Raw genomic sequence first — 26,879 nt, forward strand, 5'->3', positions numbered from 1 at the left:
GGCGAAGGCCCCGGCGAGTATGAGTCTCCGGGGCCTTCTAGGTGGGACCGTCGTGATGCTCGGTGCCGACCGAAAGCTACCAGCCAACCCGACCCGCATCACCGGACCGCCCGGACCAGGGCTTTCACCCCGACCGGAAAGCTGACTTCCTGCTCCCAATCCCCGCCCCACCGAGGTGGTTTGGTAGGGATATTTCTAGTCTGCGGCCCACACCACCGCAAGAGATTATGGAGACGATTTCTGGCAATTTGGACGAAATCGGCGTGTCGTCGGCGTGTCGAGTGACAGACGATACAAAAGCGACAAGACGGTCTCAGGCCTCCGGCGGCTGCTCGGTGACTGCCCGCTCCAGAGCCCGCAACATCACCACTGTGCCCTGCCGGATGATGTCGAGTTCCTCCAGGCTGAGCAGGCCGATGGTGACTCCCATGGCCCGTCCGAACATCGAATCCATCTGCCGGATCACCTCGATCCCGTCACTGGTCGGACGCAGCCGGCGCACCCGGCGGTCGTCGGGATCATCGAAGCGGGTGACCAGGCCCTTCTCGACGAGACGATCGATCAATCCACTGGCCGTCGGAGCGCTGATCTGCATCAGCTCACCCAGCTCATGGCCGGCGATCCCGGGTTTCTTCACGATCTGACCGAGCACGCGCACTTGCTGCATGGTCAGATCGGGCGGCATCGGCATCGGCCCGACCAGACCCATGGCACGGTCGTGAACCTGGGAGTTCAACTCGAAGATCTCGGCCAGAATGGCCGATCTCTCCGGATCCAGGCCCTTGATGGAATAAGCCACGAGGAAGCCTTCGTTTGGGTCAAATGGTTAGGGTTAGGCTAACCGATGTGTGGAGGCTGTGCAGCCCCAAGAATTGCGCTGCCCCCGCCCGGACGAGAGAGAGACGATGGTTCGACTCAGCAAGGCCAGCTTGGCCCAGCGCAGCGTGGTGCTGCTGCTCAGCCTGCTCGTGATCGCCCTCGGCGTCTACGCCGCAGGTGCCCTCAAGCAAGAACTCATCCCCTCGATCGATCTGCCCCGCGGCAGCGTCCTGACCATTTACCCGGGGGCATCCCCTGAGGTGGTCGAGGCTCAGCTCTCCAAGCCGATCGAGTCGGCGGTGAAAGCTGTCGCCGGGGTGACCAGCGTCACCTCGAAGAGCTCGTCCGGCGTCTCCCAGGTGAGTGTCCAGTGGGACTACGGCCTGAAGCCCGACGACATGGCCAACAAGATTCGCAGCGCCATCGACTCGATCTCCACCGGCCTGCCGTCCTCGGTGAACCCGAAGGTGATCACCGGCAGCTTCGACGACATCCCGATCGTGGTCCTTGCGCTGTCCTCCTCCGATGACTCCACGATGCTGACCAGCAAGGTCAACCAGATCGTCGTCCCCGGCCTGAAGACCATCGACGGCGTCCGTGACGTCGCCGTGGGCGGCCAGGAGACCCGCGAGATCATGATCAGCTACTCCCCGGCCGAGCTGAACAAGAAGAACATCGATCCGTCGCTGATCGGCCAGCTGTTCGCGGCGAACGCAACCGCCTTCCCGTCGGGCACCATGCGCACCGACAACGCCAACCTGGACGTCCAGACCGGACGCACCTACTCCACGGCCGAGCAGATCGCCGGCCTACAGCTGCCCACCGCGGACGGTCCGATCAAGCTCGGCGACGTGGCCAAGGTCACCGAGCAGCCGGTCGAGACCACCAGCATCTCCCGGGTCGGCGGCAAGACCGCGCTCACCCTGCAGGTGACCAAGGAAGCCGGTGCCAACACCGTCTCGGTGGCCAAGGCGGTCGGTGCCATGCTCCCGCAGCTGGAGCAGCAGCTGGGTGGCAATGCCACCTTCACCACGGTCTTCGACCAGGCGCCCTACATCGAGCAGTCGATCCACGATCTCTCGGTCGAGGGCGGGATCGGCCTGGCCATGGCCGTCCTGGTGATCCTGATCTTCCTGGGCTCGCTGCGTCCAACCGTCATCACGGCCATCTCGATCCCGCTGTCGCTGCTGATCGCCCTGATCGGACTGTGGGTGGGCGGCTACTCGCTGAACATCCTCACCCTGGCCGCACTCACCGTCGCGATCGGACGCGTGGTCGACGACTCGATCGTGGTGATCGAGAACATCAAACGTCACCAGGGCTATGGCGAGTTCGGACGCAAGTCGATCCTGAACGCCGTCCGGGAGGTGGCCGGGGCGGTGACCAGCTCGACGCTGACCACGGTCGCTGTCTTCCTGCCGATCGGCCTAGTCGGTGGTCAGGCCGGCGAGATCTTCCGTCCGTTCGCTCTGACCGTGACCATTGCGCTGGCCGCGTCCCTGTTCGTCTCGCTGACTCTGGTGCCGGTGCTGGCCTCCTGGTTCATGCGGCCCACCGCCAAGCAGCAGGCCCGCCAGCAGGTCGTCGAGCCCGAGGCCGAGAAGGACACCTGGCTGCAGAAGGCCTACCTGCCGGTGTTGAACTGGAGCCTGGCCCACCGCTGGATCACGGCGACGCTGGCCTTCGTCCTGTTCGCCGGGACCATGGCGCTGACCCCGCTGCTGAAGACCGACTTCCTCGGTGAGCAGGGCAACGAGTCGCTGATGATCAGCCAGAAGCTGCCGGCCGGCACCTCGCTGGCCGAGACCGACGCGGCCGCCCGCAAGATCGAGCAGCTGCTGTCCAGCGACCAGGCCGTCCAGACCTACTCGACCAGCATCGGTGGCAGCGGTAGCTCCTTCCTGGGCACCCAGGCCGACACCAACCAGGCCAACTACACCGTGCCGCTGAAGGCCGGCTACTCGGCCAAGGACGTGGTTGGCCGGATCCGCGACCAGATCGGCGCGCTCGGCTCGTCGATGGGCACTGTCGAGGTCAGCGTCGGTAACTCCAGCTCCTCGGTGGTGGTCTATGTCGAGGGCTCCGACCAGGTCGCCCTCAAGGCCGCCAACGACCAGGTCGTGGCCATGATGAAGGACGTCCCCGACCTGGTGAATGTGACCTCCGACCTGAGCGAGGCGCGTGACCAGCTCTCGGTGAAGGTGGACGACCGCAAGGCCGCCGACCTGGGGATGACCCAGCTGTCGATCGGCCAGGCCGTCTCCCGCGCAGTGGCCGGCCAGCAGGTCGGCTCGATCGCCGTCGGCGACGACACCTTGAAGGTCTACCTGCGCGTGAAGTCGCCGGCCAAGAGCATCGAGCAGCTGCGCGACGCCGAGCTGCCGGTGACCCAGCTGATGAGCGGCAACGCCAAGAAGGACGCCGCCGAGAAGGTCTCCGACGACTCCAAGGCGCTGCAGGACGAGTCCAAGGACGCGTCCGACAAGGCCTACAACGACCAGGTGAAGGCGCTGAAGAAGGCGCGGTCTCAGGCCAAGTCCGCCCAAGCGTCCCTTGCCTCGCAGCTGTCCAAGGCCAAGAAGAACCTGGCCAGCCTGCAGAAGCAGCTGAATGCCGCGTTGGCGATCCCGCTCTGCTCGGATCGTCCCGATCTCACCCCGCCGGCTTGTAGCCCGGTGGGAACCTCGGCGGCGGTGTTCCAGCTCACTCAGGCGGTCTCCGGAATGAGCATGCAGGTCGCTCAACTGGGCGGCGCGCTGGCCCAGGCGAAGTCCGGCACGTCCAGCGTCGACAAGCAGCTGGACGCCCTGGCCACTCAGCGGGAGAAGTCGCTCGAGGCCCAGGACAAGCAGCAGGCGATCCAGGACGCGTCCAAGGACGCCCAGGACGCCACCGCCAAGCCGGTGACCCTGTCCGCGGTGGCCAAGGTCGAGGTGGTCCAGGCACCGGCAACGGTGACCCGGGTGGACGGCGTCCGCTCGGCCACGATCAGTGCCAGCTCGGAGTCCGCCGACCTCGGCGCCACCACGGCCCAGATCCAGAAGGGCTTGGCCGCGCTCAACCTGCCGGACGGGATCAGCTACCGGATCGGCGGCGTCTCGGCCCAGCAGGCCGAGTCGTTCGCCCAGCTGGGGCTGGCCATGCTGGTGGCGATCGCGGTGGTCTACCTGATCATGGTGGCGACCTTCGGTTCGCTGCTGCAGCCGCTGATCCTGCTGGTCTCGATCCCGTTCGCGGCCACCGGAGCGCTGGCCTTCTCGCTGATCAGCGACACTGCGCTCGGCCTACCCAGCATGATCGGCCTGCTGATGCTGATCGGCATCGTGGTCACCAACGCCATCGTGCTGATCGACCTGATCAACCAGAAGCGCAAGGCCGGACTGAGTGTGGACGCCTCGATCGCCGCGGGGGCGCGACTGCGCGTCCGTCCGATCATCATGACCGCACTGGCCACGGTGTTCGCGCTGGTTCCGATGAGTCTGGGGCTGACCGGCGGTGGCGTGTTCATCTCCAAGCCGCTGGCCATCGTGGTGATCGGCGGCCTGGTGTCGTCCACACTGCTGACCCTGATCCTGGTGCCGGTGCTGTACGACCTGCTGGAGACCTGGCGGGAACGGCGGGAGACCAAGCGGGACGCGCGCCGGGCGGCTCGACTGGCCGACGCGGTGGCCGCCCAGCAGGACGCCGCTGCGACGGAAGCCTGACTAGGAGATTTGATAGGACGCCGCACGGCAACTCCGGATTCGCGATACGTTTCGCGACATGAAGGTGAACTTAGGTTCCCTTGACCGCATCACCAGGGTTGCCGCCGGCTCTGTGTTGTTGGTTCTGGGTTGGCTCCTCGGTGGCTGGTTACTCCTGGTCGCACTGCTGGGCGCGGCATTGATCGTGACCGGAGCGATCGGGTTCTGCCCGATCTATGCGAGGTACGGGCTGAGCACGTCCCCGCACCGCTAGGCCAACCCCCGACCGGCGTCAGAGCCGCGTGGCAGAGTTGAGCCACCATGGACGCCCGGGCAATCGACCGCTTCTCCGAGGCCACAAAAGCGTGGTTCACCGGGAGCTACGCCGCGCCCACCGCGGCCCAAGCCGGCGCCTGGACGGCCATCTCGTCCGGTGAGCATGCACTGGTGGTCGCCCCGACCGGCTCCGGCAAGACGTTGGCCGCCTTTCTGTGGGCGCTGGATCGGCTGTCCACAGGCCCGGCCCCGGAGCCGACCAAGCGCTGCCGGGTGCTCTACATCTCGCCGCTGAAGGCCCTGGCCAACGATGTGGAGCGAAACCTGCAGCGTCCTCTGGCCGGGATCGCCGCCGCGGCCGCCGAACGCGGGCTGCCCGAGCCGTCGGTGCGGGTGGCCGTCCGCTCCGGGGACACGCCCAGCGCCGAGCGCCGCTCGTTCACCCGGCAGCCGCCGGACATCCTGATCACCACCCCGGAGTCGCTGTTCCTGCTGCTCACCTCGGCCGCGCGCAGCGCGCTGGCCGGCATCGAGACGGTGATCGTCGACGAGATCCACGCCGTGGCCGGCACTAAGCGTGGCGCCCATCTGGCGCTGAGCCTGGAACGGCTGGACGCCCTGCTGGAGCATCCGGCGCAGCGAATCGGCTTGTCGGCGACGGTTCGCCCGGTGGCGGAAGTGGCCCGGTTCCTGGCCGGCGGACGTCCGGTGCGGGTCGTCGATCCACCACTGGCCAAGCGCTGGGAGCTGTCGGTGGTGGTCCCGTTCCCGGATCTGGCCGATCTGGATCGCGGCACCGAGACTGCCACGTCCGCCTCGCCCGAACTTCGGTCGTCCACGTGGCCTCGGATCGAGGAGCGGATCGTCGACGAGATCGCCGCACACACCTCGACCCTGGTCTTCGTGAACTCCCGGCGGCTGGCCGAACGGCTCACCGCCCGGCTGAACGAATTGTGGCTGGAGCGCACCGAGGCCGGCACCGCCCCCGAACTGCTGCGCGGCTGGGGCAGTCATGCCACGGCCGGCCGGCGGGCTCCGGCCGAGGTGATGGCCCAGTCGGCGATCAGTGAGGGTGCTCCGCCGGTGCTGGCTCGAGCCCACCACGGCTCGGTCAGTCGCGAGGAGCGCGAGCAGATCGAAACCGACCTCAAGGCCGGCCGGCTGGCCGCAGTGGTGGCCACCTCGTCCCTGGAACTCGGCATCGACATGGGCGCCATCGACCTGGTCATTCAGGTGGAGGCGCCGCCGTCGGTGGCGGCCGGCCTACAGCGAGTCGGACGGGCCGGGCACCAGGTCGGTGCCGTGTCCAAGGGCGTCCTGTTCCCCAAGTTCCGCGGCGATCTGGTCCAGACCGCGGTCGCGGTCGAGCGGATGCTGGCCGGCGAGATCGAGCAGTTGCGGCTGCCGGCCAACCCACTGGACGTCCTGGCCCAGCAACTGGTGGCCATGGTCGCGCTGGACTCCTGGCAGGTCGATGACGTCGAGGCCCTGGTCCGCCGGGCCGCACCGTTCGCCGGGCTGACCCGGACGGTGCTCGAGGCCGTCCTCGACATGCTGGCCGGCCGCTACCCGGCCGAGGAGTTCGCCGAGTTGCGTCCGCGACTGGTCTGGGATCGGGCCAACGACACCCTCACCGGACGGCGCAGCGCCCAGCGGCTGGCGGTGATCTCGGGCGGAACGATCCCCGATCGCGGCCTGTACCCGGTGTACCTGGCCGGCGCCGAGGCCGGCGGGCGCCGAGTCGGCGAGCTCGACGAAGAGATGGTCTACGAGTCCCGGGTCGGCGACGTGATCGCCCTGGGCACCACCAGTTGGCGGATCGAGTCGATCAGCCAGCAGCAGGTCGAGGTCTCCCCGGCCCCGGGCCAGGCGGCCCGGCTGCCGTTCTGGAAGGGCGATGCGCTGGGGCGTCCGGCCGAGCTGGGCCGGGCCGTGGGCGGCTTCGTCCGGGAGATCTCGGCCCTGGGTGCCGATCAGGCCCGGGCTCGGCTGGCGGCGTCCGGCCTGGACGAATGGGCCATCGACAACCTGCTGGCCTATCTGGACGATCAGTCGGCGGTCACCGGTGCGCTGCCACACGACCGGCAGCTGCTGATCGAGCGGTTCCGCGACGAACTGGGCGACTGGCGAGTGGTCGTCCACTCGCCGTTCGGGGCGCAGGTGCACGCACCCTGGGCGCTGATCGCCGCAGCCCGGCTGCGCGAGCGCTACGGGGTGGACGTCCAGGCCATGCACGCCGACGACGGCCTGCTGTTCCGGCTGCCGGCCGGCGATCAGTCCGAGGCTCCCTACGACCCGCACACGCAGCGCTGGCGGCAGGGACGTCCGCATGGTGCGGGTTCGAGTGCGGGTATCGGTGCGGCCGACCTGGCCGAACTGACGGAGCTGATCTTCCCCGAGCCGGAAGAAGTGACCTCCCTGGTCACGGCCGAGTTGGGCAACTCAGCCCTGTTCGCGGCCCGGTTCCGCGAGTGCGCCGGACGCTCCCTGCTGCTGCCCCGGCAACGTCCCGGACGCCGCCAGGCCCTGTGGCAGCAGCGGCTCCGTTCGTCCCAGCTCTTGCAGATCGCGTCGGGCTACCCGGAGTTCCCGATCGTGGCCGAGGCGGTCCGGGAGTGCCTGCACGATGTCTACGACGTCCCGGCCCTGATCGGGCTGCTCGGTGACGTCCGGGCCCGACGAGTGGCGGTGCGCAGCGTCGAGACTCCTGCGCCGTCGCCGTTCGCCTCGTCCCTGCTGTTCGGCTACGTGGCCCAGTTCCTCTACGAGAACGACTCACCGCTGGCTGAGCGCCGGGCCGCGGCCCTGGCTGTGGATCCAGGCCTCCTGGCCGATCTGCTGGGCAGCACCGAGGCCACCGCGCTGTCCGAGCTGCTCGACCCGGACGTCCTGACCCGCACCGAGGCCGAACTGCAGCAGCTCGTCCCTGAGCGGCAGGCCCGCGACGCCGACGAGCTGTCCGACCTGTTGCGCCGGCTCGGGCCGCTGCGTCCGGACCAGCTGGCCGCCCGCTGCGTCGAGCCGTCCTGGGTGCCGGATGCCCTGGCGAACCTGGCTGCCCAGGCCCGCGCCTTCGCGTTGCCCGATCAGCGTTGGGCGGCCGCCGAGGACGCCGGACGCCTGCGCGACGGGCTCGGCGTTCGTCCGCCGGCCGGGCTGCCGGACGCCCTGCTGGCCCCGGTGGCCGATCCGCTCGGCGACTTGTTGGCCCGCTACGCCCGCGGCCATGCCCCGTTCACCGCCGGCGAGGCGGCCGACTGGTTGGGATTGGGCGCGACCGTGGTCCGTGAGCAGCTGCAACGCCTGGTGGCGGCCGGACGACTGGTCGCCGGCGAGCTGCGTCCACCCGGCTGGGAGCCGGTCGACGCAGCCCCGGCCACCGGCGATCCGGGCGGGCACTGCTACTGCGACCCGGAGATGCTCCGGCTGCTGCGCCGCCGCTCGCTGGCCGCGCTGCGCGAGGCCGTCGAGCCGGTCACCGGGCAGGCCTATGCGCGCTTCCTGCCCGGCTGGCAGCAGGTCGGCCAGCTGCGCGGGACCGACGGCGTGCTGCGCGTGATCGAGCAGCTGGCCGGGCTGCCGGTGCCGGCCAGCGCGCTGGAGAGCCTGATCCTGCCGGCCCGGGTGATCGACTACGCCCCGGCCATGTTGGACGAGCTGACCACCGCCGGGGAGGTGCGCTGGCAGGGAGCCGGTTCTCTGAGCGGGGCCGACGGCTGGGTCAGCCTGCACCCGTCCGCGGCGGCCGAGTTCACCCTGGCCGAGCCGACTGTGGTCGAGTCGCCCCTTGCCCAGCGTCTGTTGGAGACGTTGGGCAGCGGCGGCCACTTCTTCGCCGACCTGGTCAACCGGCTGGACGTTCCGCGCGATCAGCTGCGCGACGCGATCTGGGAGCTGGTCTGGGCCGGCTGGCTGAGCAACGACTCGCTGACTCCGCTGCGGGCCTTGCTGGGCTCCAGCCCGCGCAGCGGACGGCAGCGGACGGCGCCGCGGGCGCGGCATCGTCCCTCGCTGAGCACGGCGGCCATCAGTCGGCAGCTGGCCCCACCGGAGGTGGCCGGACGCTGGTCGGTGTTGCCGGCCGGGCCGTCCGACCCGACCCGACGGACGCTGGCCCGCGCCGAGGCCGTGCTGGATCGCTACGGAGTGGTCAGCCGGGCGGCCGTGGCCGGTGAGGATCTGCCTGGCGGCTTCGCCGGGCTCTACCGAGTCCTGGCCGCCGCCGAGGAGGCCGGCCGGGTGCGCCGCGGCTACTTCATCGAAGGCCTGGGGGCAGCCCAGTTCGGCACGGCCGGTGCCATCGACGCGCTGCGTGCGAATGCAGCGGACGATCAGGTGCTGGTGCTGGCCGCGTCCGATCCGGCCAATGCCTTTGGGGCCACGCTGCCCTGGCCGGCTCCAGTGGTGGCCGGCCATCAGCCCACTCGCAAGGCCGGTGCCCTGGTCGTCCTGGTCGGTGGACGGCTGGTGGCCTACCTGTCCGGGCGCAGCCTGCTCTCATTCCGCACCGACCCCGACGAACTGGCCGCCGCGGCATCGGCGCTGGCCGAGGCGTCCGGAGGTCCCGGAGTCGGCCGGCTGACCCTGACCAAGCTGGACGGCGCCGCGGCCATCGGCGCCACCGGGCCGCTGCCGGACGCCCTTCTCGCGGCCGGTTTCGCGCTCACCCCCAGCGGCCTGCGCCGCTGAGCACGGGCGGACCCACTCGCCTGCTCACGGGCCGGACGCGCCTCGGTGCCGCCGCGAGCTGGTTCGCCGGAAGTTCACTGCGCAGTCACTCTCTCGGGGTAGACCACTGTCAGCCCTGGACCTTAGGTTGGCAGTACCGCGTGACCCCCTCCTCAGGAGCGCAACCTCGACATGGCAATGCAGGCCCTGGCTACGCCATCGCCTCGCACGGCCGCGCGCCGAGCCGCGTCCGCCTGCCGGAGGGAACCGACGGCGCTGATCTGCCGAACCAGGCAGGCCGCCGCGAAATGCGGAGCAGGTGCTCCGCAGAACGTCCCATCCACCAACCCACAAGGAAGAAGACTGTGACATTCCAGAAGCGGAGCCTCCGGGTGCTCCTGGCGACTGCGGTCGGCACCGGCCTGCTCGGGCTGACCGTGCCCGCCCTGCCGGCCAACGCCCAGCCGAGCGGTACCACCATCGCGATCCTGAACTTCAACGACTTCCACGGTCGTATCGATGCCGACACGACCAAGTTCGCCACCACCATCGAGGCGCAGCGGAACACCTACGGCGATGCCAACACGCTGCTGCTCAGCGGCGGTGACAGCATCGGCGCCTCCCTGTTCGCGTCGGCCACGCAGGCCGACCAGCCGACCATCGACGTGCTCAACGCGCTGGACCTGAAGGCGTCCGCCGTCGGCAACCACGAGTTCGACAAGGGCTTCAGCGACCTGACCGGCCGGGTCATCAACGGCGGGACCAATGCCAAGTGGGCCTACCTGGGCGCGAACGTCTACCACAAGGGGACGAACACCCCGGCACTGCCGGAGTACTCGATTCAGACGGTCGGCGGCATCAAGGTCGGCGTCGTCGGCGTCGTCACTCAGGAGACTCCGAGCCTGGTCTCTCCAGCCGGAGTGAGCACGCTGGACTTCGGCGACGAGGTCGCTGCGATGAACCGGGTGGCGACCCAGCTCAAGGACGGCAACGAGGCCAACGGTGAAGCCGACATCGTCGTCGCCGAGTTCCACGATGGCGCCAATCTGAGCGCCTCGCCGAGCGTCGACCTGGCCGCAGCCAAGGCCGACAGCCCCGACTTCGCCGACCTGGTCGACAACACCTCGCCCAAGGTGGACGTCCTGTTCAACGGCCACACCCACATGACCTACGCCTGGACCGATGCCAGCCATTCCGGACGTCCGATCGTCCAGGCGGCCTCCTATGGCACCAAGCTCGGCAAGGTCGTGATCGACTACAACACCGCCACCAAGGCGATCACCAGCGTCGACGCGTCCGTGCTCCTCCGGGCCGAGACCGCCGACACGAGCTACCCGCGGGTGGCCGCGGTGTCGTCCATCGTGTCGGACGCCCTGGCTCATGCCGCCATCGTCGGCAACCAGCCGATCGGCGAGCTCACCGCCAACATCACCACGGCCTTCGGCGGCGGCGCCTACACCGACGGTGTCTGGACCGGCGGCGGCCGCGACAACCGGGCCAAGCCGTCCACCATGGGCACCCTGGTGGCCGACTCACTGCTGGCCACCTTGTCCGACCCGAGCCGCGGCGGCGCCGAGATCGGTGTGGTGAACCCCGGCGGCCTGCGCGCGGAGCTGTACTACGCCAAGTCGGGCGTGGAGACCAACGACGGCGTGATCAGCTACTCCGAGGCCAACTCGGTGCTTCCGTTCGTGAACAACCTGTGGACCACGACGCTCACCGGAGCCCAGCTCAAGCAGGTCCTGGAGGAGCAGTGGCAGCCGGACGGCGCCTCGCGCGCCTACCTGGCTCTGGGGCTGTCGAAGAACGTCAGCTACACCTACGACCCGGCGGCGGCTCGCAACTCGCGGATCACCAGCATCTGGATCAACGGCAAGCTGGTGTTGCCGACCGACGAGATCCGGGTCGGCACCTTCAACTTCCTGACCACCGGCGGCGATAACTTCGCCACCATGGCCAAGGGCAGTGCCGCCAAGGACTCCGGCCTGGTCGACTACGAAGCCTGGATCGACTACCTGAAGGCCCACAAGCCGGTCGCGCCGAACTTCGCCAAGTCCAGTGCCGTGCTGTCCGCGGCCAGCACCGCGAAGGTCGGCCAGCCCTACAGCGTCACCGTCTCCGACCTCGACCTGACCTCCTTGGGTTCGCCGCTCAACACCTCTGTCGAGGTGCGGGTCGGAGACACTCTGGTGACCAGGGTCCCGGTCTCCAGCGGTGCGGCCACGGCCACCTTCACCATGCCGAGCACCGGCGCGGTCACGCTGACTGCACTGCCGTCCAAGACGGTCGTGCGCGTCCCGGTGACCACCGAGGCGCTGGCCACCAGCACCACGCTGAAGCTCGCCAAGACCACGGTCAGCTACGGCACCTCGGTGCGCGCCACCGCGAAGGTCACCGGCGCCTCTACCGGCAAGGTCCGGTTCACCGCCGGCTCCCGCTCGGTGGAGGCCAACCTGGTCGGTGGAGTCGCCACCGCCACGCTGCCGGCCGATCTGGCCGTCGGCAAGCATCGGGTGGTGGCCAGCTTCGTGGCTGACCAGGTCGCTGCCGCCAGCTCGTCCGCCCCGGTGACAATCAAGGTCACCAAGGCCAGCGTGAAGGTGATCAACAAGGTCGCTTTCGCCACGGTGAGCGCGCAGAAACCGTTCCGCTTCACCATCGCCACCAAGGCGCTCGGCACGGGCGTCTGGGCCACCGGCACCGTGAAGGTCTACCTCCACGGCAAGGTGGTGACGACCGTGAAGCTGACCAAGGCTGATCGGGGCACCAAGAAGGTGACCGTGGCGGCCAAGTACCTGGCCCGCTACGGACGTGGCTCTTCTGTGACCATCAAGGCGAACCTGACGAGCTCGGCGACCACTAAGGACGCCGTCCTCAAGCTGATCCGGCTGCGCCTGATCTGATCCAGCCCACAGCGCCGGCCTCGCCCCACCGGGGCGGGGCCGGCGTTCCCACGTCAGCGGCCACCCTCGCCGCGGGCCGCGCCCGCTCTGGACAGCGGACCTACCCTGGTGACATCGGGTGGTGACGGCCGGGCCGTCCGAACGCAGCAGTCCACCCCCTGCGGAGGCCGAGGTGAAGCAACTCACGGAGTCGGTGTACTGGCTTCGCAGTGCCGTCGGCGCGCGGTGCTACTGGCTCGAGGCCGACGATCGGGTCGCCATCGTCGACCCCGGCATGCTTCCCGGGCTCAGCCGGCTGAGTGACGAGTTGCGGCAGGCCGGACGCTCCCCTAACCAGGTCACCGACATCCTGCTCACCCATCATGACTTCGACCACGCGCAGACCGCGGCCATCTGGCAGAAGCGCAACGGGGCCCGGGTCTGGCTCGGCGCCGACGACATCGCGGTGCTGGCCGGCGCCGCGGACCCGTCCAGCCGCATGCGGCGGCTGTCCTCCAAGCTGGTCCGGGTCGATCTGCCCGAACGCCTCCAGCCGATCGTGGGGGACGCCGAACTGTGGCCGGGCCTGATCGCTCTGCACACCCCCGCCCACACCGCCGGCCACCACAGCTTCCGCTGGCGTGACGTCCTCTTCGTCGGGGACGCCGCTCGGGCCCGGCAAGGTCGACTGGTGCCCAGCCCGTCGTGGCAGATGTCCGACCTGAAGCGCTCACCGGCCGAGCTGGCCCGGCTCAGCGCCCTCCCGGTCACCTGGTACTGCCCCGGCCACTCCGACCCCACTCGCCGCCGCTGACCCGATCCGGCGGCATCATCGAAAGAGCCGTGACATGTCACCTGAGTGGGCGTAGGCTAGCCGCATGGCAGCATCCGGGGTTGAGGTCGCCTTCGAACTGAAGCGAGTCGTCACTGAGTACAACGCGGCCTTCGCCGCCCACCTTCGTCCGCTCGGGCTGACCACCCTGCAGGCCGAGGCCTTGATCGCCCTGGACGATCAGGGGCCGGTCCGACTCAAGCAGCTGGCCACTCATCTGGTCGCCGAGTCCGGGCATCCGAGCCGGCTGGTCTCCCGACTGGAGCGGGACGGCCTGGCCAGCAGAGGTTCGGGCACCGGCGACACCGTCCTGATCCGGCTGACCCCGCGCGGCAGCCAGTTGGCCGGACAGGCTCGGACCATCCGTGACCAGCTGACCGGCGCTCTGGCCGAAGCGCTCGGAAGCGACCTCGAGGTGGTCCAGCCCAGCCTGCGGCGCGGACGCGTCCGGCTGACCCGCGAGCGGATCGCCGCCCACCACTGAGCAAGGCGCAACAGCCCCGGACTGAGGTCCGGGGCTGTTGCGCGTCCGGCCCTGGGCAAAACGGGCCACTGGACAGAACGTCCCTCTATTTTGCTAAGGTTCCTGTTGCCAAAAGAAGTAAGGGCAGCCTTACCTAAGCATCGGAGACCGTCTTGTTCCTCGGCTCGTTCCTGATCGGCCTGCGCGAAGGCCTGGAAGCCGCGCTGATCGTCGGCATCCTGATCGCCTACCTGATTCGCCGCGATCGCCGGGACGTCCTGCCTCGGCTCTGGTGGGGCGTGGCTGCGGCCATCACCCTCTCTGCGGCCCTGGGCGCCGCCTTCACCTTTGGCAGCTACACGCTCAGCTTCGAGGCCCAGGAGATGGTCGGCGGCCTGATGTCGCTGCTCGCCGTGGCAATGGTGACCTGGATGGTGTTCTGGATGATGGCCACCGGCCACCGGATCAAGGCCGAGCTCGAAACCGGCGCTGACAAGGCATTGGCCGTCGGCACCGGCGCGGCGATCGCCTGGATCGCCTTCGTCTCGGTCGGCCGCGAGGGCCTGGAGACCACCTTGATGCTGTGGGGCTGGGCGCTCCAGCCGGAGGCACTGCTCGGCGCGCTGGCCGGGATCACGGCCGCGGTCGTGCTGGGCTACCTGGCCTACCGCGGGCTGGCCAAGATCAGCTACGCCACCTTCTTCCAGTGGACCGGCGCCTTCCTGATCGTGGTGGCCGCCGGCATCCTGGCCTACGGCATCCACGACCTACAGGAGGCCGCCCTGCTGCCCGGCCCGTTCTCCGGGCACCCGATCACGCCGACCGACCTGCGCACCGGCGAGGTGCTCACCGGCTTCACCGACGGCCCGTTCTGGATGGCATCCTTCCCGTTCGGCTGGGCCTTCGACGTGAGCGCCACGGTCGATCCGAGCGGGGCGCTGGCCGCCCTGGCCAAGGGGACGATCGGGCTCACCCCGCAGATGAGCTGGCTCGAAGTGATCGCCTGGATCACCTACCTGGCCGTCGTCCTGCCGAAGTTCCTGCGCCGAGTCCGCGAACAGCGCCGGGCCCGCCGGACGCCCACCCACAAGCCCACCCCTGTCGAAACCGCCCCGGCCCCGGCCGGACGCGCCGCCTGACCGGCGCCTGAAAGGAACCACCTTGTCGAACCGTTCATCGTTGGCCGCCCTGATCACGTCCGGTGCTCTGCTGCTGACCGGCTGCGTGGCCAACCCGGCAGCCCAGCCCAGCTCGTCCGGTGCAGCCTCCGGCCGGCTCACCGTGACCTCCACCGACGACGCCTGCACGGTCTCGTCCGCCACCACCGGCAGCGGCCCGGTCACCTTCAGCATCACCAACACCGGCTCCCGGACCACCGAGTTCTACCTGCTGGCCGGCGACCGGCTGCGGATCGTGGCCGAGAAGGAGAACATCGCCCCGGGGTCGACCAGCGACTTGTCGGTCTCGCTGCAGCCGGGCAGCTACTTCACGGCCTGCAAGCCGGGCATGCGCGGCGAGAACATCGGCGAGACCGCCTTCACGGTCACCGGCGAAGCCCTCGCCGTGACCGGTGCGGACGCCGAGCTGTTCAGCGGAGTGGTCACCGACTACGTGAACTTCGTGAAGAACGAGGTCGCCGAGCTGCAGCCCAAGGTGGAGAAGTTCGCCAAGGCCTACGCCGCCGGGGACGACGAGACCGCGCGCAGCCTGTACGCGCCGACCCGGGTCAACTACGAGCGGATCGAGCCGATCGCCGAGGCGCTGGGCTCGCTGGATCCGCGGATCGACTACCGCGAGATCGACTACCTGGCCGAGGCCAAGGCGCTGGCCACCGACGACCCGACCTTCACCAGCTGGCTGGGCTTCCACCGGATCGAGAAGGACCTGTGGGTGCCGGCCAAGGACGCCGTCCAGCCCGACGGCAGCTCGGCCTGGGACGGCTGGACGCCGTCCACCCCGTCCCAGCGCAAGCAGGTGGCCGGCGCCCTGATCAAGGATGTGGCCACGCTGTACGACACCGTCCACGCCGCCGACTTCGTCGCCAAGCAGGGCGTCGACATCGCCACCGTCTCCAACGGCGCGTCCGGCCTGCTCGAGGAGATCGCGGTCGGCAAGGTGACCGGCGAGGAGGACTGGTGGTCGCACACCGACCTGTACGACTTCCAGGCCAACCTGGAGGGCTCTCGGATCGCCTTCGACCTGGTGGCACCGATCGCCGAGCGCAAGGGGGCCGACGGCAAGGCCCTGGTCACTCAGATCCGTGGTGAGTTCGACAAGCTGGCCGCCCTGCTGGCCACCTACGGCAACCTCAAGGACGGCTTCGTCGGCTACGACAAGGTGAATCGCAAGCAGCAGAAGGAGCTGGTCGACCAGATCGACGCCACCCGGACGCCGCTGTCGAAGCTCACCAATGCCGTGCTCGGGATCGCCTGATGTCCGATCCGATCGACTCCCCGCAGCCGGAGGCCTCGCTGAGCCCGGAGACGGCCGACTCCTCCCTGGCCGAGCCGGAGGCGCGCAAGGGGATGTCCCGGCGCGGCCTGTTCGGCCTCGGCGGTGGGCTCGGCCTGGCCGCCGGCGCGATCGCCGGTGGCTTCGGCGGGGCGGCGCTGGCGCCCAAGACGTCCGGCGGCCACCTGGAGTACGGCTTCTTCGGCGAACACCAGGCCGGGATCATCACTCCGGCCCAGGATCGCCTGCATTTCGCGGCCTTCGACCTGCGCTCCGACGCCACCCGGGACGACCTGATCGCCCTGCTGAAGGAGTGGACGTATGCCGCCAGCCGACTGACCCTTGGCCTGGACGTCTCCGCCCGCGGCGCGTTCGACGGCGGCCCCTACCTGCCACCGGACGACACCGGTGAGGCGGCCGGGCTGGACGCGGCCGGGCTGACCATCACTTTCGGCTTCGGCTCCTCGCTGTTCCGCGACGCCGCCGGCAAGGACCGCTTCGGGCTGGCCGGCCAGCTGCCGCCGGACTTCACGCCACTGCCGAAGATGGCCAACGACTTCATCTCGCCGGAGCGCTCCGGTGGCGACCTGTGCGTCCAGGCCTGCGCGAACGACCCGCAGGTGGCCGTCCACGCCATCCGGAACCTGACCCGAATCGCGTTCGGCCGGGCCACCCTGCGCTGGTCGCAGCTGGGCTTCGGCCGGACCTCGTCCACCTCGTCGGCGCAGACCACCCCGCGCAACCTGTTCGGCCAGAAGGACGGCACCCGCAACCTCAAGGCCGAGCAGCCCGAGCGGCTGGCCGAGCACGTCTGGATCTCCGACGGCCCGGCCTGGGCGCGCGGCGGGTCCTACCTGGTGGCCCGCCGGATCGCCATGACCATCGAGGTCTGGGACGGGCTGCAACTCTCCGAACAGGATCGGGTGCTGGGCCGGGACAAGAAGAGCGGCGCTCCGCTGTCGGGCGGCACCGAGTTCACCGAGCCGGACTTCGCCAAGACCGGGCCGACCGGGCGTCCGCTGATCGACCCGCGCTCGCACGTGGCTCGGGCCGCTCCGGAGAACAACGGCGGGATTGCCATGCTGCGCCGCGGCTACAACTACGTCGACGGCAATGATGGCACCGGACGCCTGGATGCCGGACTGTTCTTCATCGGCTTCGTGAAGGCACCCGAGCGGTTCGCGGCCGTGCACACCAACATGGCCCGTGACGACATGTTCGTGGAGTACCTGAAGACCACCTCGTCGTCGGTCTTCCTGGTGCCGCCCGGCGCCCGCGAGGGCCAGTACGTCGGCCAGGCCCTCTTCGAGGCCTGATCCGAGCCCAGGGAGGTTCGCTCTCCCCCCAGACGAAATCAGACCCGAGAAAGGCCCCGATCTGGGCCGGTCATCACGGGGTCGTCGGCTCGAACCTGAGTTGGGTACCCACAACGTCCGTTGCGTCGGACGATATCGGGACCAAACTCCGGTTCGAGCTGTCACGGCTCTTAAGACCGGCTGGGATCGGGACCAAAACCGGGTTCGAGTTCGTGGATCCCACCCGATCGCCGTGCCACCCGCCGGCTGAGCGAAGCCTGCACACGGCCCCTTCGACAAGCTCAGGGACCTGGATCCAACAGCAAGCCGGCTCGGGCGGATGGTTCGAAAACCGTATCCCTTCACCCCAAGCCCCACCCAGACCAAACCCGAACACCACACCCGACCACGGAGGTCGAGAACGATCCGCCCGGGACGGCCCGGGCTCACGCTCCGACAGCAAGCCGGCTCGGGCGGATGGTTCGAAGACCGTATCCCTTCACCCCGAACCCCACCCAGGCCGAACCCGAACACCACACCCGACCACGGAGGTCGAGAACGATCCGCCCGGGACGGCCCTCAGAGCGGGCGTTTGATGACTCAGCCGGGGTAGTCGATGTCGGTGTACTTCACCGAGGTTCGCGGCGCCGCCATCAGTGGAGCCACGGCATCGCGCCAGGTGGCGTAGTGCGCGGTGAGCTTGTGGTCGGCGGCCGCCTGCTCGTCCCGGTAGGCCTCAATCAGGACGAAGCGGGACGGGTCGTCCACCTCCTGGATCGCATCGAATCGGACGACTCCGGGCTCCTGCCGAGAGCCGGCGGCGTTGGCCTTGGTGGCCTCGATGAAGGCGTCCACTCCGTCGGGAACGACCTGTACTTGCACCTGCACGATCAACATGGCTCCATTCAACCCCTAGTCAGCCACCGCAACCAGGGGATTTGCCAGCGAAGACGACTGGTGCCAGCATGGAAGGCTGCCCATTCACCGAGTCGAGGAATCATGTCCCCCAGCCAGCAGGCAACCACGCTGCTCGCGAACCGTCCGTTCGTGATGCTGCTGGCTGGCCGCACCACCTCGATGCTGGGGATGGCCTTCTCGCCGGTGGCGCTCGCGTTCGGCCTGTTGCAGCTGCCCGACGGTGGTCCGGCGACGCTCTCGATCGTGCTGGCCGCGCAGACGTTGCCGATGGTGGTGTTCATGCTGGTCGGTGGCGTGATCGCCGACCGCTACCCGCGTCGGCTGGTGCTGCTCACCGGCGAACTGCTGGCCGCCCTCGGCTGGGGTGCCATCGGCGTGATGCTGCTCACCGGCTTCGCCCCGATCGCCCTGCTCAGTCTGGCGGCAGCGATCGCCGGCATGTCCAGTGCCCTGATCTACCCCGCGCTCAGCGGGATCATTCCCGACCTGGTCAGCGAGGACATGCTGCAGCCGGCCAACTCGTGGCTGGCCATGGGCGCCTCGGTGGCCCGGCTGGCCGGGCTGGTCGCCGCCGGTGCCGTGGTGGTTTGGCTGGGCGGCGGCTGGGCCATGGTCACCGCCGGCAGCCTATTCGCCCTGTCCGGCCTGCTGATGATGCGGCTGCCCCGGCTCACTGGCACCCTGGCCGGCGCCGAGGATCACCCGATCCGGCAGCTGGTCGAGGGCTGGGGGGAGTTCAAGTCCCGGCAGTGGCTGTGGGTCTGCGTCGTCCAGTGGTCGGTGCTGATCCTGGCCCTGCAGGCTGCGCACGGCGTGCTCGGCCCGGTCGTTGCTGAGCAGGAACTCGGTGGGGCGGCCGCCTGGACGGTGATCCTGGCCGGCGAAGCGGTCGGCGCCATGATCGGCGTGGCCATCTCGCTGGCCTGGCACCCGCAGCGTCCGATCCTGGTCGGGACGCTACTCACCGGAACCGCCGCGCTGCCCCCGATCCTGTTGGCCGTCTCGGCCCCGCTGTGGATGGTCACCGGAGCCATGGGGCTGCAGGGGATCGGCTTCGAGCTGTTCGGTGTGCTCTGGCTGACCACCATGCAGAACGAGGTGCCGCCGGAGGCGCTGTCTCGGGTGGCGTCCTACGACGCGCTCGGCTCGCTGATGCTCGGCCCGGTCGGTCTGCTGCTGGCCGGCCCGGCCACGCTGGCTTTCGGGGTCCATCTGCCGCTGCTGGTCACCGGCCTGCTGGCCCTCGGGACCATGAGCTTCGCGCTGGCCTTCCCCGAGGTGCGCCAGCTGCGCTCCCGGCTCGCCCCGGCCGCATCGGACGAGATCGCGCCGCTGCCCTCGGCTCCGCTGGCCACCGACCCGCTGGTCGCCGACTGATCGTCGCTGCCCCGCCGGTCCGCGTCAGCAATTGACCCCTCGGCGCGGACGGCCCTGCGCGCTAATCTGGTTCGGCGCCGCGGTCGCGGCCGTTCCCTGACCGACCGGAAGGCTGGCGCCCATGCCGACGAGCGAGCCGAACCGCCCGTCCGAAGCGCTGGCCAGCTGGATCCGGGAAGTCTCCAATGCTCAGGATCCGCGGGTCACCAGCACCACTCCGGTGGTGCCTCTGATCACCCGCGGCCTGCCCACCCGTCCGGTCGCGCCGGAGCCGGCCCAGGTCTACATCTGCGCCGGAGTGATCGTGAAGGTGCACGGACGGTTCACCGACCGCGAGCGGCTCATCCGGCGGTTGCACTGCATCGGCGGGCCGGACATCGACCGGCTCTGGATCCAGCCGCTGATCTACCGTCCGATCGACGCCCCGAACGGACGGCTGGCGACGGTCTGGCCTCGGGTGACGGTGCTGGCCAGCATCGATCGTCCGCCGTGGCAGGACGCCGGCCGGCTGCTGGCCAAGTTGCACGCTATGCCGATCGCCGACGACCCGCCGCGGCTCGGCGGCCACAACCGGCTGGCCCGGACGGTTCGCTGGCTGACCAGCGAGGGGCCCACCGAGTTGGCCTGGCTGGCCGAACTCGGTGAGGCGCTCGCCGAGCGGCTGGCCACCCCGGCCATGACCACCTTGGCGCACGGCGACTTCCACCTCGGCCAACTCGGGCACACCCCGCTGCGCAGCAGCTGGAAGCTGCTCGACGTCGATGACTTCGGCGTCGGAGATCCGGCCTGGGACCTGTCCCGGGCAGCCGGCTTCAATGCCGCCGGGCTGCTGCCTGACCAGGACTGGGACGAGTTCATCGCCGCCTACCGGGAGGCCGGCGGTCCGGCGATCCCGGCCGACGGGGACCCGTGGCCGAGCCTGCTGCTGCCGACCCAGGCGTCCATGGTGATCGCCGCTGCGCAGCAACTGCGCTCCGGGCAGGACTCGACGGCCACCTTTGCTCTGCTGGAGGCCTGCCAGCGGCTCAGCCAGCGCTGATCGTCCGGCTCGCCAGCGGTCATGGAACCGTCCCCACCCGGGCGGACGCAGCAGCGGCGCCGGGTCTCCCCGGCGCCGCCACCATCCACCTCGGGCCCCTGACGGGCGCCGTCCGGCCTGGTCAACGCCCGTCCAGACACGGGGCCCGGAGTCCTACAACTCGGCCAGCGCCTCGGTCGGCGCGGTCTTGGCCGCCCGGCGTCCGGGCAGGTAGGAGGCCAAGGCGGCGGCCAGCACCGCGATAGCCAGCATGCCGAGGGTCTGCGGGCCGTCGATCGCGTAGCTGATCTCGTCGATCCCGGACGCGCGGCCCAGCGCAGCGATCGCCAGCCAGCCGAAGCCGGCCCCGGCCACCGTCCCGACCAGCACCCCGATCACGGCCACCTCGAGCGCCTCGATGGTGAGCATGGCCCGTAGCGAGGTTGCCTGCAGCCCCAGCGCTCGGAGCAGCCCGGACTCCCGGGTGCGTTCCAGCACCGACAGCCCCAGCGTGTTCGAGACCCCGATCAGCGCAATCACGACCGCCACCCCGAGCAGCCCGGTGGTGATCGCCACCAGCAGGTTCATCACCGACTCGTAAGCCGACGCTTCGACCAGCGAGCCGGTCACCCGGTTCTGATCACCGGCCGCCTCATTGACCCCGACCAGGACGCTCAGCGCCTGACTGCGATCGGGCACCGACAACCAGACGACGGCGGCCGGAGCGGCCTTGGTGATCTTGGTCAAGTTCGCGGCCGAGACCATGGCCTGACCGTCGGCGACCACCTTCGAGCCGACCACTTGCAGCTTGACCGAACCGGACGATCCCTTGACCTCGAGGTTGGCCGGCAACTCCTTGGCCATCGACGGGGGAACCAGGACCCGCTGATCGTCGACGGCCACCGGAACCCCGACCACCGACGGCACCTTCGGTGCAGCGCCCAGCAAGGTGACCTGCCGACCGTCGTTCTGGCCCAGCTGGGCCAGTCCGGCGGACAGTTCGACGGTGTCGGTGACCCCGGAGACTGCGGCCAGCTGCTGCCGAACGTCCGCCGGGACCGTGGTCGGGTTCCCGTCGCCATCCCGCCAGGCCACTTGGAGATCCACCGGGAACCGCACTTCGAGTTCGCCCAGCACGCTGGCCCGGAGGCTCGCCGTGGTGACCTGCATGGTGACCACCAGGCCGACCGCCAGCATCAGCGCGGTCGCCGTGGCGGTCGCCCGGCGCGGGTTGCGCTCGGTGTTGTTCGCGGCCAACAGCGGCACGGTGCCGAACCGGCGGACGCCGCGTCCGAGCAGCCGCAGCAGCCCCGGAACGAACAGCGACCCACCGAACAACACCCCTAGCGAGATCAGGGTTGCCGCCCCGATGGCGTAGATCAGGGCGTTCGGATCCGAACGGCTGACCGAGAAGGCCGCGAGGCCGAGCCCGGCCACGAACAGCAGCCCACAGATCACGGCGCGGACCACTCCGGCGCGCTTCCGCTCGTCCACCGACAGCTCCGGCTGCAGCGCTTCGACCGGGGCCACCTTGGTGCCACGCATCACCGGCACGATGGCTGCCACCACCGCCACCAGTACGCCGATCCCGAAGGCCAGGGCCATCCGCGGCCAGGGCAGGGCCAGCCCCCAGTAGAGGGCGGTCGACCAGGCGGTGATCCCGACGGCGATCCCGATCCCGGCCAGGGTGCCGATCAGCGAGCCGATCACACCGAGTAGCGCGGCCTCGGCCAGGAACCGCGTCCGCACCTGGGCGGCACTGGCCCCGACGGCGCGGAGCAGCCCGATCTGGCGACGCCGCTGGGCCAAGGTGATCGTGAAGGTGTTGGCGATGGTGATCATCCCGACCACCACGGACGCCGCCGCGCCCACCCAGAGCACCACATTGAAGGCGTCCATGTCGCCGGCCACGCGGGAGGCCTGTCGATCCCGAACCACCTGCGCCGACTCGGCCTTGGCCTTCGGTGCGGCGGTGGCCAGCTCGGCGTTCAGTGCGTCCAGCACCTGATCGAGGTTCGCTCCGGGCACCAGGCTGATCGCCCACTCCACGGCGCTGTCCTCGGTCCAGCCGTCCTGGGACAGCCGGGCCATCGAGGTGTAGCCGGTCTTGACGAACATGCCGGCCGGCTCATCGGTCAGGCCGACCACGGTCAGCTTGGTGTCTCGTCCAGCCACCCGGATGCTCTGGCCGATCCCGACGTTCAGTGAGCGGGCCACGGCCGAGCTGAGCGCGATGTCGTCGGCGCCGGTCGGCCAGCGGCCGTCCACCAGCTTCGACCAGCGCAGCGGCTCCGGCGGCGGGACGAACAGCTGCAGCAGCTGGGAGACCGCACCGTTGGTGACCACCTCGCTGGACGCCGCGACCGGGTTGACGATGCCCACCCCGGGCACCCGGGCGATCACGGCGGCCAGTCCGGGGACCGGCTCGTCCTTGGCGCTCACCACGAGGTCGGCCTTGGCGATCGCCAAGTTGGCGGCCTTGCCCTGGGCCTGTGCTTCGGTGGCGACCAGGACCGACGAGCCGGCCAAGAACGCCACGCTGATCGCAATGGCCAGCATCGTGGAGATGAACCGGCCAGGGTGACGACGCACCTCTGACCAGGCCTGACGCAACATCAGGACCCCCAGCGCTTCATGGTGGCCAAGATGGTGTCCGCGCTCGGCGCGGACAGATCGTCCACCACCCGGCCGTCCGAGAGCAGGACGGTGCGGTCGGCGTACGCGGCCGCGTTCGGGTCGTGGGTGACCATCACGATGGTCTGGCCCAGCACCTGGCTGGTGTGCCGCAGGTAGTCCAGCAGCTGCTGGCTGGCTCGGGAGTCCAAAGCCCCGGTGGGCTCGTCGGCGAAGACAACTGAGGGTGCGCCGATCAGCGCGCGGGCGATCGCCACCCGCTGCTGCTGGCCGCCGGACAGCTGGGACGGCAGGTGGTTCAGCCGGTCGCCCAGTCGCAGCGAGTCGACCAGGTTGGCGAAGGTCTCCGGATCGGCCCGGCGTCCGGACAGCTCCAGCGGCAGCATGATGTTCTGCTCAGCGGTGAGGGTGGGCAGCAGGTTGAAGGCCTGGAAGACGAAGCCGACCTGATCGCGGCGGACCCGGGTCAGCTCGCGATCGCTGAGGCCGGACAGTCGGCGTCCATCGATCAGCACTTCGCCGGAGGTGGGACGGTCCAGCCCGGCCAGGCAGTGCATCAGGGTCGACTTGCCGGAGCCGGACGGGCCCATGATGGCGGCGAACGAGCCGCGGACGAAGCCGAGATCGACACCGTCCAGCGCGTGCACGGCGGCCTCACCGCTGCGATAGACCTTGGTCAGGGACTGCGCGGCGACCACGTGGTCGACGGCGACGGTTGCGGTCATCGCTGGGCCCCTTGGCCAACGATGAGGGCATCGGAACGAGCAGGCCGGCGCGACGCCGACCTTGTCGGGATGGTTGTGAGCATGCCTTCACGCTAGGTGTGAGGCCCGGCGCGACGCGTCCTCCCGGTCGGCACAGCGGCTCGTCCGCAGGGACGAGATATCACCCGACGACCACTACCTCCCCGGTCTCAGCCGGCCGGGGTGCGATCGGTCTGCGGACCGGTCGGACGATCAGGAACGGGGACGATCCGAGGCGGCCGGCGACGGCTCCTGCGGAATCAGGTTGGCCCCGGTGGCGACCGACGAGATCGAGCGGGGGGCGACCAGCTGCGTGGCCAGGTCGGCGATCAGCCGCGGGATGGCACCGTCGGCGGCCAGCAGCCGTCCGTCCGTGGCGAGCGGGGTCAACCAGCCGAAACCGTCCGGTGTCGACGTCCCGGCGGCCTGAGCCAGGCCGGTCCGCCACGGCTCGACAGCGTCCAACACCATGGCATAGGGCAGATAGCCCACCTGGTCCTCGACCGGAACCTCGGCCTGGAGGTCGGCCTCCACCCGGTTCAGCCAGTTCCGGAAGCCGATGGCCTGGACCCGCAGCGCGTAGCCGTCCGCGGTCACCGGAGGGTTGGGCAACCCCTGGGTGAGCACCCAGAAGACCACCCCGGACACCATCAGCCCGGCCCCGAACCAGGGCAGGCCGAGCATCACGATGGCGACCGCACCGAGCAGCAGCAGGACCGGCCCGGCCAACCGCAACGAGGTGTCGGCCGAGTGGGTCAGCCGACGGAACCAGCGTCGCCGCTCGGCCTCGCGCAGCAACTGGTCGGTCACCTGGTTCAGCTCCCGGCGCTGGTCGAGCGACAGCTCACTGAGGGCCACCTCGCCGCCTGTGCTGAACAGCACCTCGAGCAGCGCATCGTCCGCGGAAGCAGGGACGTGCTCGACGGACTCGTCCTCGGTCGGCTCCGGCCCGGGCCCGACCCGGCTGAACAGCCAGTCCGAACTCAGTTCACTGTCCGGCCCGGCCGGACGCTCGGTGACGGTCAGTCGGCCGCGACCGGCCAGGTCGATCAGAGTGGCGGCCACCTCGATCGGGTCGGCGCGTCCGTCCACGACAACGCCGGTCAGGGCCGGGCTCAGGTCGTCCGGCGGAATCGGACGAGGCCGCTCCGGCACCGCGATCCGATCCACGAACTGAACCGCGGTCGACGCCCCGGGCGCAGGCAGTTCGCCGGCAGGGATCCCTTGATAACTCTGATCACGAGCCTGGCTGCGGGTCAGCACTGCCGCGATCGTCGAAGCCAGCACCACCATTGCCGCAAGCACGACATCCATGGCTTCATCATCGCGCACCTGGCCAGGCGGTGCTGGCTCACGCCCGATCCCGGAAGCAGTCGGTAATGCCCGACCCCCTCGCGATAGCGGAAGACAGGCCCCGGGCGGCTATGGTCAAGCCATGGCGCTGAGCGTCTTTGACTTGTTCCGGGTCGGCATCGGCCCGTCCTCCTCGCACACCGTCGGCCCGATGAAGGCCGCGTCCGCGTTCGCCGCCTCGCTGGGGACGGACGGCCTGGCCACCCAGGTCGCCTCGGTGCGGGTCGAGCTGTTCGGCTCCTTGGGCGCGACCGGGCACGGCCACGGCAGCGTCCCGGCCGTCCTGCTGGGCCTGACCGGCGCCGACCCACAGACCGTCGACCCGGCCTCGGCGGCTCCGCTGCTGGCCGGCTGTCGGGATCGTCGGCAGCTCAGCCTCTCCTGCGGCGCCACGATCGGCTTCGACCCGGATGCCGACGTCGTGCTGCACCGCCGCAAGTCGCTGCCGCTGCACTCCAACGGGATGCGGTTCACCGCCCTGGACGCGTCCGGCGAGCTGCTGGTCAGCCGCGACTACTACTCGATCGGGGGCGGCTTCGTCCGCACCGAGACCGAGGCGGGAGCGTCCATCGCCCCTGATCAGACCGTGGTTCCCTACCCATTCAGCAGTGGCGTCGAGTTGCTGGCGCACTGCCAGGAGACCGGTTTCTCGCCGGCCCGGCTGATGCGCGAGAACGAGCGGGTGTGGCGCACCGACGCCGAGATCGATGCCGGGTTGTTGCAGCTGTGGCAGGTGATGTCCGAGTGCATCCATCACGGCCTGCAGACCGAAGGCGTCCTGCCCGGCGGGCTCAAGGTGCGGCGCCGGGCCCCGGAGCTGCTGCACCGGCTGCAGGTGGAGACCGACACCACCGACCCGCTGCGCGGCATGGACTGGATCACCCTCTACGCGCTGGCCGTGAACGAAGAGAACGCCGCCGGCGGACGAGTGGTCACCGCCCCCACCAACGGCGCAGCCGGGGTCGTCCCGGCCGTCCTGATGTACTACCGGCGCTTCATGGGCGGCTCCGACGACGCCGGAGTGATCCGCTTCCTACTCACCGCCGGGGCGGTCGGCGTGGTGATCAAGGAGCTGGCCTCGATCAGCGGCGCCGAGGTCGGCTGCCAGGGCGAGATCGGCGCGGCCTGTTCTATGGCGGCCGCGGGAATGGCGTCCGTCCTTGGCGGAACCCCTGGTCAGATTGAGAATGCCGCCGAGATCGGGATGGAGCACAACCTCGGTCTGACCTGCGACCCGGTCGGCGGACTCGTCCAGATCCCCTGCATCGAGCGCAACGCGATCGCCGCGGTGAAGGCGGTCACGGCCGCCCGGACGGCGCTGCGCGGCGACGGGCACCACATCGTCAGCCTGGATTCGGTGCTGAAGACCATGCGCCAGACCGGCGCCGACATGAGCGTGAAGTACAAGGAGACCGCCCGCGGCGGCCTCGCCCTCAACGTCATCGAGTGCTGAAGCTGTCACTGCAG

At 69.8% G+C, this 26,879-nt stretch carries 17 protein-coding genes and 1 pseudogene; 13 read left to right on the forward strand and 5 right to left on the reverse strand.

Annotation, left to right across the window (positions count from 1 at the left end; genetic code table 11):
* Positions 1-313: 313 nt before the first annotated feature.
* Positions 314-799, reverse strand: a complete 486-nt coding sequence (locus ATK74_RS13020; protein WP_098461442.1) for a MarR family winged helix-turn-helix transcriptional regulator — start codon at positions 797-799, stop codon at positions 314-316.
* Positions 800-905: 106 nt separating this feature from the next.
* Here ATK74_RS13020 and ATK74_RS15760 point away from each other — a divergent pair.
* The 10 genes and pseudogenes from ATK74_RS15760 to efeB form a co-directional block, all read left to right on the forward strand.
* Positions 906-3,182: pseudogene (locus ATK74_RS15760) on the forward strand (efflux RND transporter permease subunit); the annotation flags it as partial.
* Positions 3,183-3,548: 366 nt separating this feature from the next.
* Positions 3,549-4,523: an efflux RND transporter permease subunit gene (locus ATK74_RS15765; RefSeq protein WP_425440118.1), complete on the forward strand. Its 975-nt coding sequence runs from the start codon at positions 3,549-3,551 to the stop codon at positions 4,521-4,523.
* Between the two features lie 58 nt (positions 4,524-4,581).
* Entirely contained in the window at positions 4,582-4,776 is a 195-nt protein-coding gene (locus ATK74_RS13030; protein ID WP_098461444.1) for a YgaP family membrane protein, read from the forward strand.
* A 47-nt stretch (positions 4,777-4,823) separates the two neighbouring features.
* The gene (locus tag ATK74_RS13035; RefSeq protein WP_098461445.1) at positions 4,824-9,467 is read left to right on the forward strand and encodes an Lhr family ATP-dependent helicase; all 4,644 of its coding nucleotides are present in this window, start codon (positions 4,824-4,826) and stop codon (positions 9,465-9,467) included.
* Between the two features lie 344 nt (positions 9,468-9,811).
* The gene (locus ATK74_RS13040) at positions 9,812-12,349 is read left to right on the forward strand and encodes a 5'-nucleotidase C-terminal domain-containing protein (RefSeq protein ID WP_169923858.1); all 2,538 of its coding nucleotides are present in this window, start codon (positions 9,812-9,814) and stop codon (positions 12,347-12,349) included.
* Between the two features lie 172 nt (positions 12,350-12,521).
* Positions 12,522-13,142, forward strand: coding sequence for an MBL fold metallo-hydrolase (locus ATK74_RS13045; protein ID WP_169923859.1), 621 nt, complete (start codon positions 12,522-12,524; stop codon positions 13,140-13,142).
* A 64-nt stretch (positions 13,143-13,206) separates the two neighbouring features.
* Entirely contained in the window at positions 13,207-13,644 is a 438-nt protein-coding gene (locus ATK74_RS13050) for a MarR family winged helix-turn-helix transcriptional regulator (protein WP_098461448.1), read from the forward strand.
* Positions 13,645-13,796: 152 nt separating this feature from the next.
* On the forward strand, positions 13,797-14,762 hold the full coding sequence (efeU, locus tag ATK74_RS13055) for an iron uptake transporter permease EfeU (RefSeq protein WP_143483676.1): 966 nt from the start codon (positions 13,797-13,799) through the stop codon (positions 14,760-14,762).
* Between the two features lie 22 nt (positions 14,763-14,784).
* Positions 14,785-16,056, forward strand: coding sequence for an iron uptake system protein EfeO (efeO, locus tag ATK74_RS13060; RefSeq protein ID WP_098462272.1), 1,272 nt, complete (start codon positions 14,785-14,787; stop codon positions 16,054-16,056).
* Positions 16,056-17,390: an iron uptake transporter deferrochelatase/peroxidase subunit gene (gene efeB / locus ATK74_RS13065; RefSeq protein WP_098461449.1), complete on the forward strand. Its 1,335-nt coding sequence runs from the start codon at positions 16,056-16,058 to the stop codon at positions 17,388-17,390. The genes efeO and efeB overlap by 1 nt, the downstream gene beginning before the upstream one ends.
* Positions 17,391-17,969: 579 nt before the next feature.
* Here the strand turns inward: efeB and ATK74_RS13070 are convergent.
* Positions 17,970-18,266, reverse strand: a complete 297-nt coding sequence (locus tag ATK74_RS13070) for an antibiotic biosynthesis monooxygenase (protein WP_211283380.1) — start codon at positions 18,264-18,266, stop codon at positions 17,970-17,972.
* 102 nt (positions 18,267-18,368) lie between these two features.
* Between ATK74_RS13070 and ATK74_RS13075 the strand changes: the two genes are divergently transcribed.
* Together ATK74_RS13075 and ATK74_RS13080 are read left to right on the forward strand one after the other, a co-directional pair.
* Positions 18,369-19,664: an MFS transporter gene (locus tag ATK74_RS13075; protein ID WP_098461451.1), complete on the forward strand. Its 1,296-nt coding sequence runs from the start codon at positions 18,369-18,371 to the stop codon at positions 19,662-19,664.
* Between the two features lie 121 nt (positions 19,665-19,785).
* Positions 19,786-20,703 carry a phosphotransferase family protein gene (locus ATK74_RS13080; protein WP_098461452.1) on the forward strand — a complete coding sequence of 306 codons (918 nt, stop codon included), beginning with the start codon at positions 19,786-19,788 and terminating at the stop codon, positions 20,701-20,703.
* 153 nt (positions 20,704-20,856) lie between these two features.
* On the opposite strand, the gene ATK74_RS13085 is transcribed toward ATK74_RS13080, so the two are convergent.
* From ATK74_RS13085 to ATK74_RS13095, 3 genes are all read right to left on the reverse strand, one after another.
* Positions 20,857-23,298, reverse strand: coding sequence for an ABC transporter permease (locus ATK74_RS13085; protein ID WP_098461453.1), 2,442 nt, complete (start codon positions 23,296-23,298; stop codon positions 20,857-20,859).
* Positions 23,298-24,041, reverse strand: coding sequence for an ABC transporter ATP-binding protein (locus ATK74_RS13090; protein WP_098461454.1), 744 nt, complete (start codon positions 24,039-24,041; stop codon positions 23,298-23,300). Before ATK74_RS13090 ends, ATK74_RS13085 begins: the two co-directional genes overlap by 1 nt.
* A 231-nt stretch (positions 24,042-24,272) precedes the next feature.
* Positions 24,273-25,373: a DUF2207 family protein gene (locus ATK74_RS13095; protein WP_098461455.1), complete on the reverse strand. Its 1,101-nt coding sequence runs from the start codon at positions 25,371-25,373 to the stop codon at positions 24,273-24,275.
* Between the two features lie 121 nt (positions 25,374-25,494).
* Here ATK74_RS13095 and ATK74_RS13100 point away from each other — a divergent pair, with 121 nt between their 5' ends.
* Positions 25,495-26,865 carry an L-serine ammonia-lyase gene (locus ATK74_RS13100; protein WP_098461456.1) on the forward strand — a complete coding sequence of 457 codons (1,371 nt, stop codon included), beginning with the start codon at positions 25,495-25,497 and terminating at the stop codon, positions 26,863-26,865.
* Positions 26,866-26,879: the final 14 nt, after the last annotated feature.

Source organism: Propionicimonas paludicola (assembly GCF_002563675.1).
GTDB lineage: Bacteria > Actinomycetota > Actinomycetes > Propionibacteriales > Propionibacteriaceae > Propionicimonas > Propionicimonas paludicola.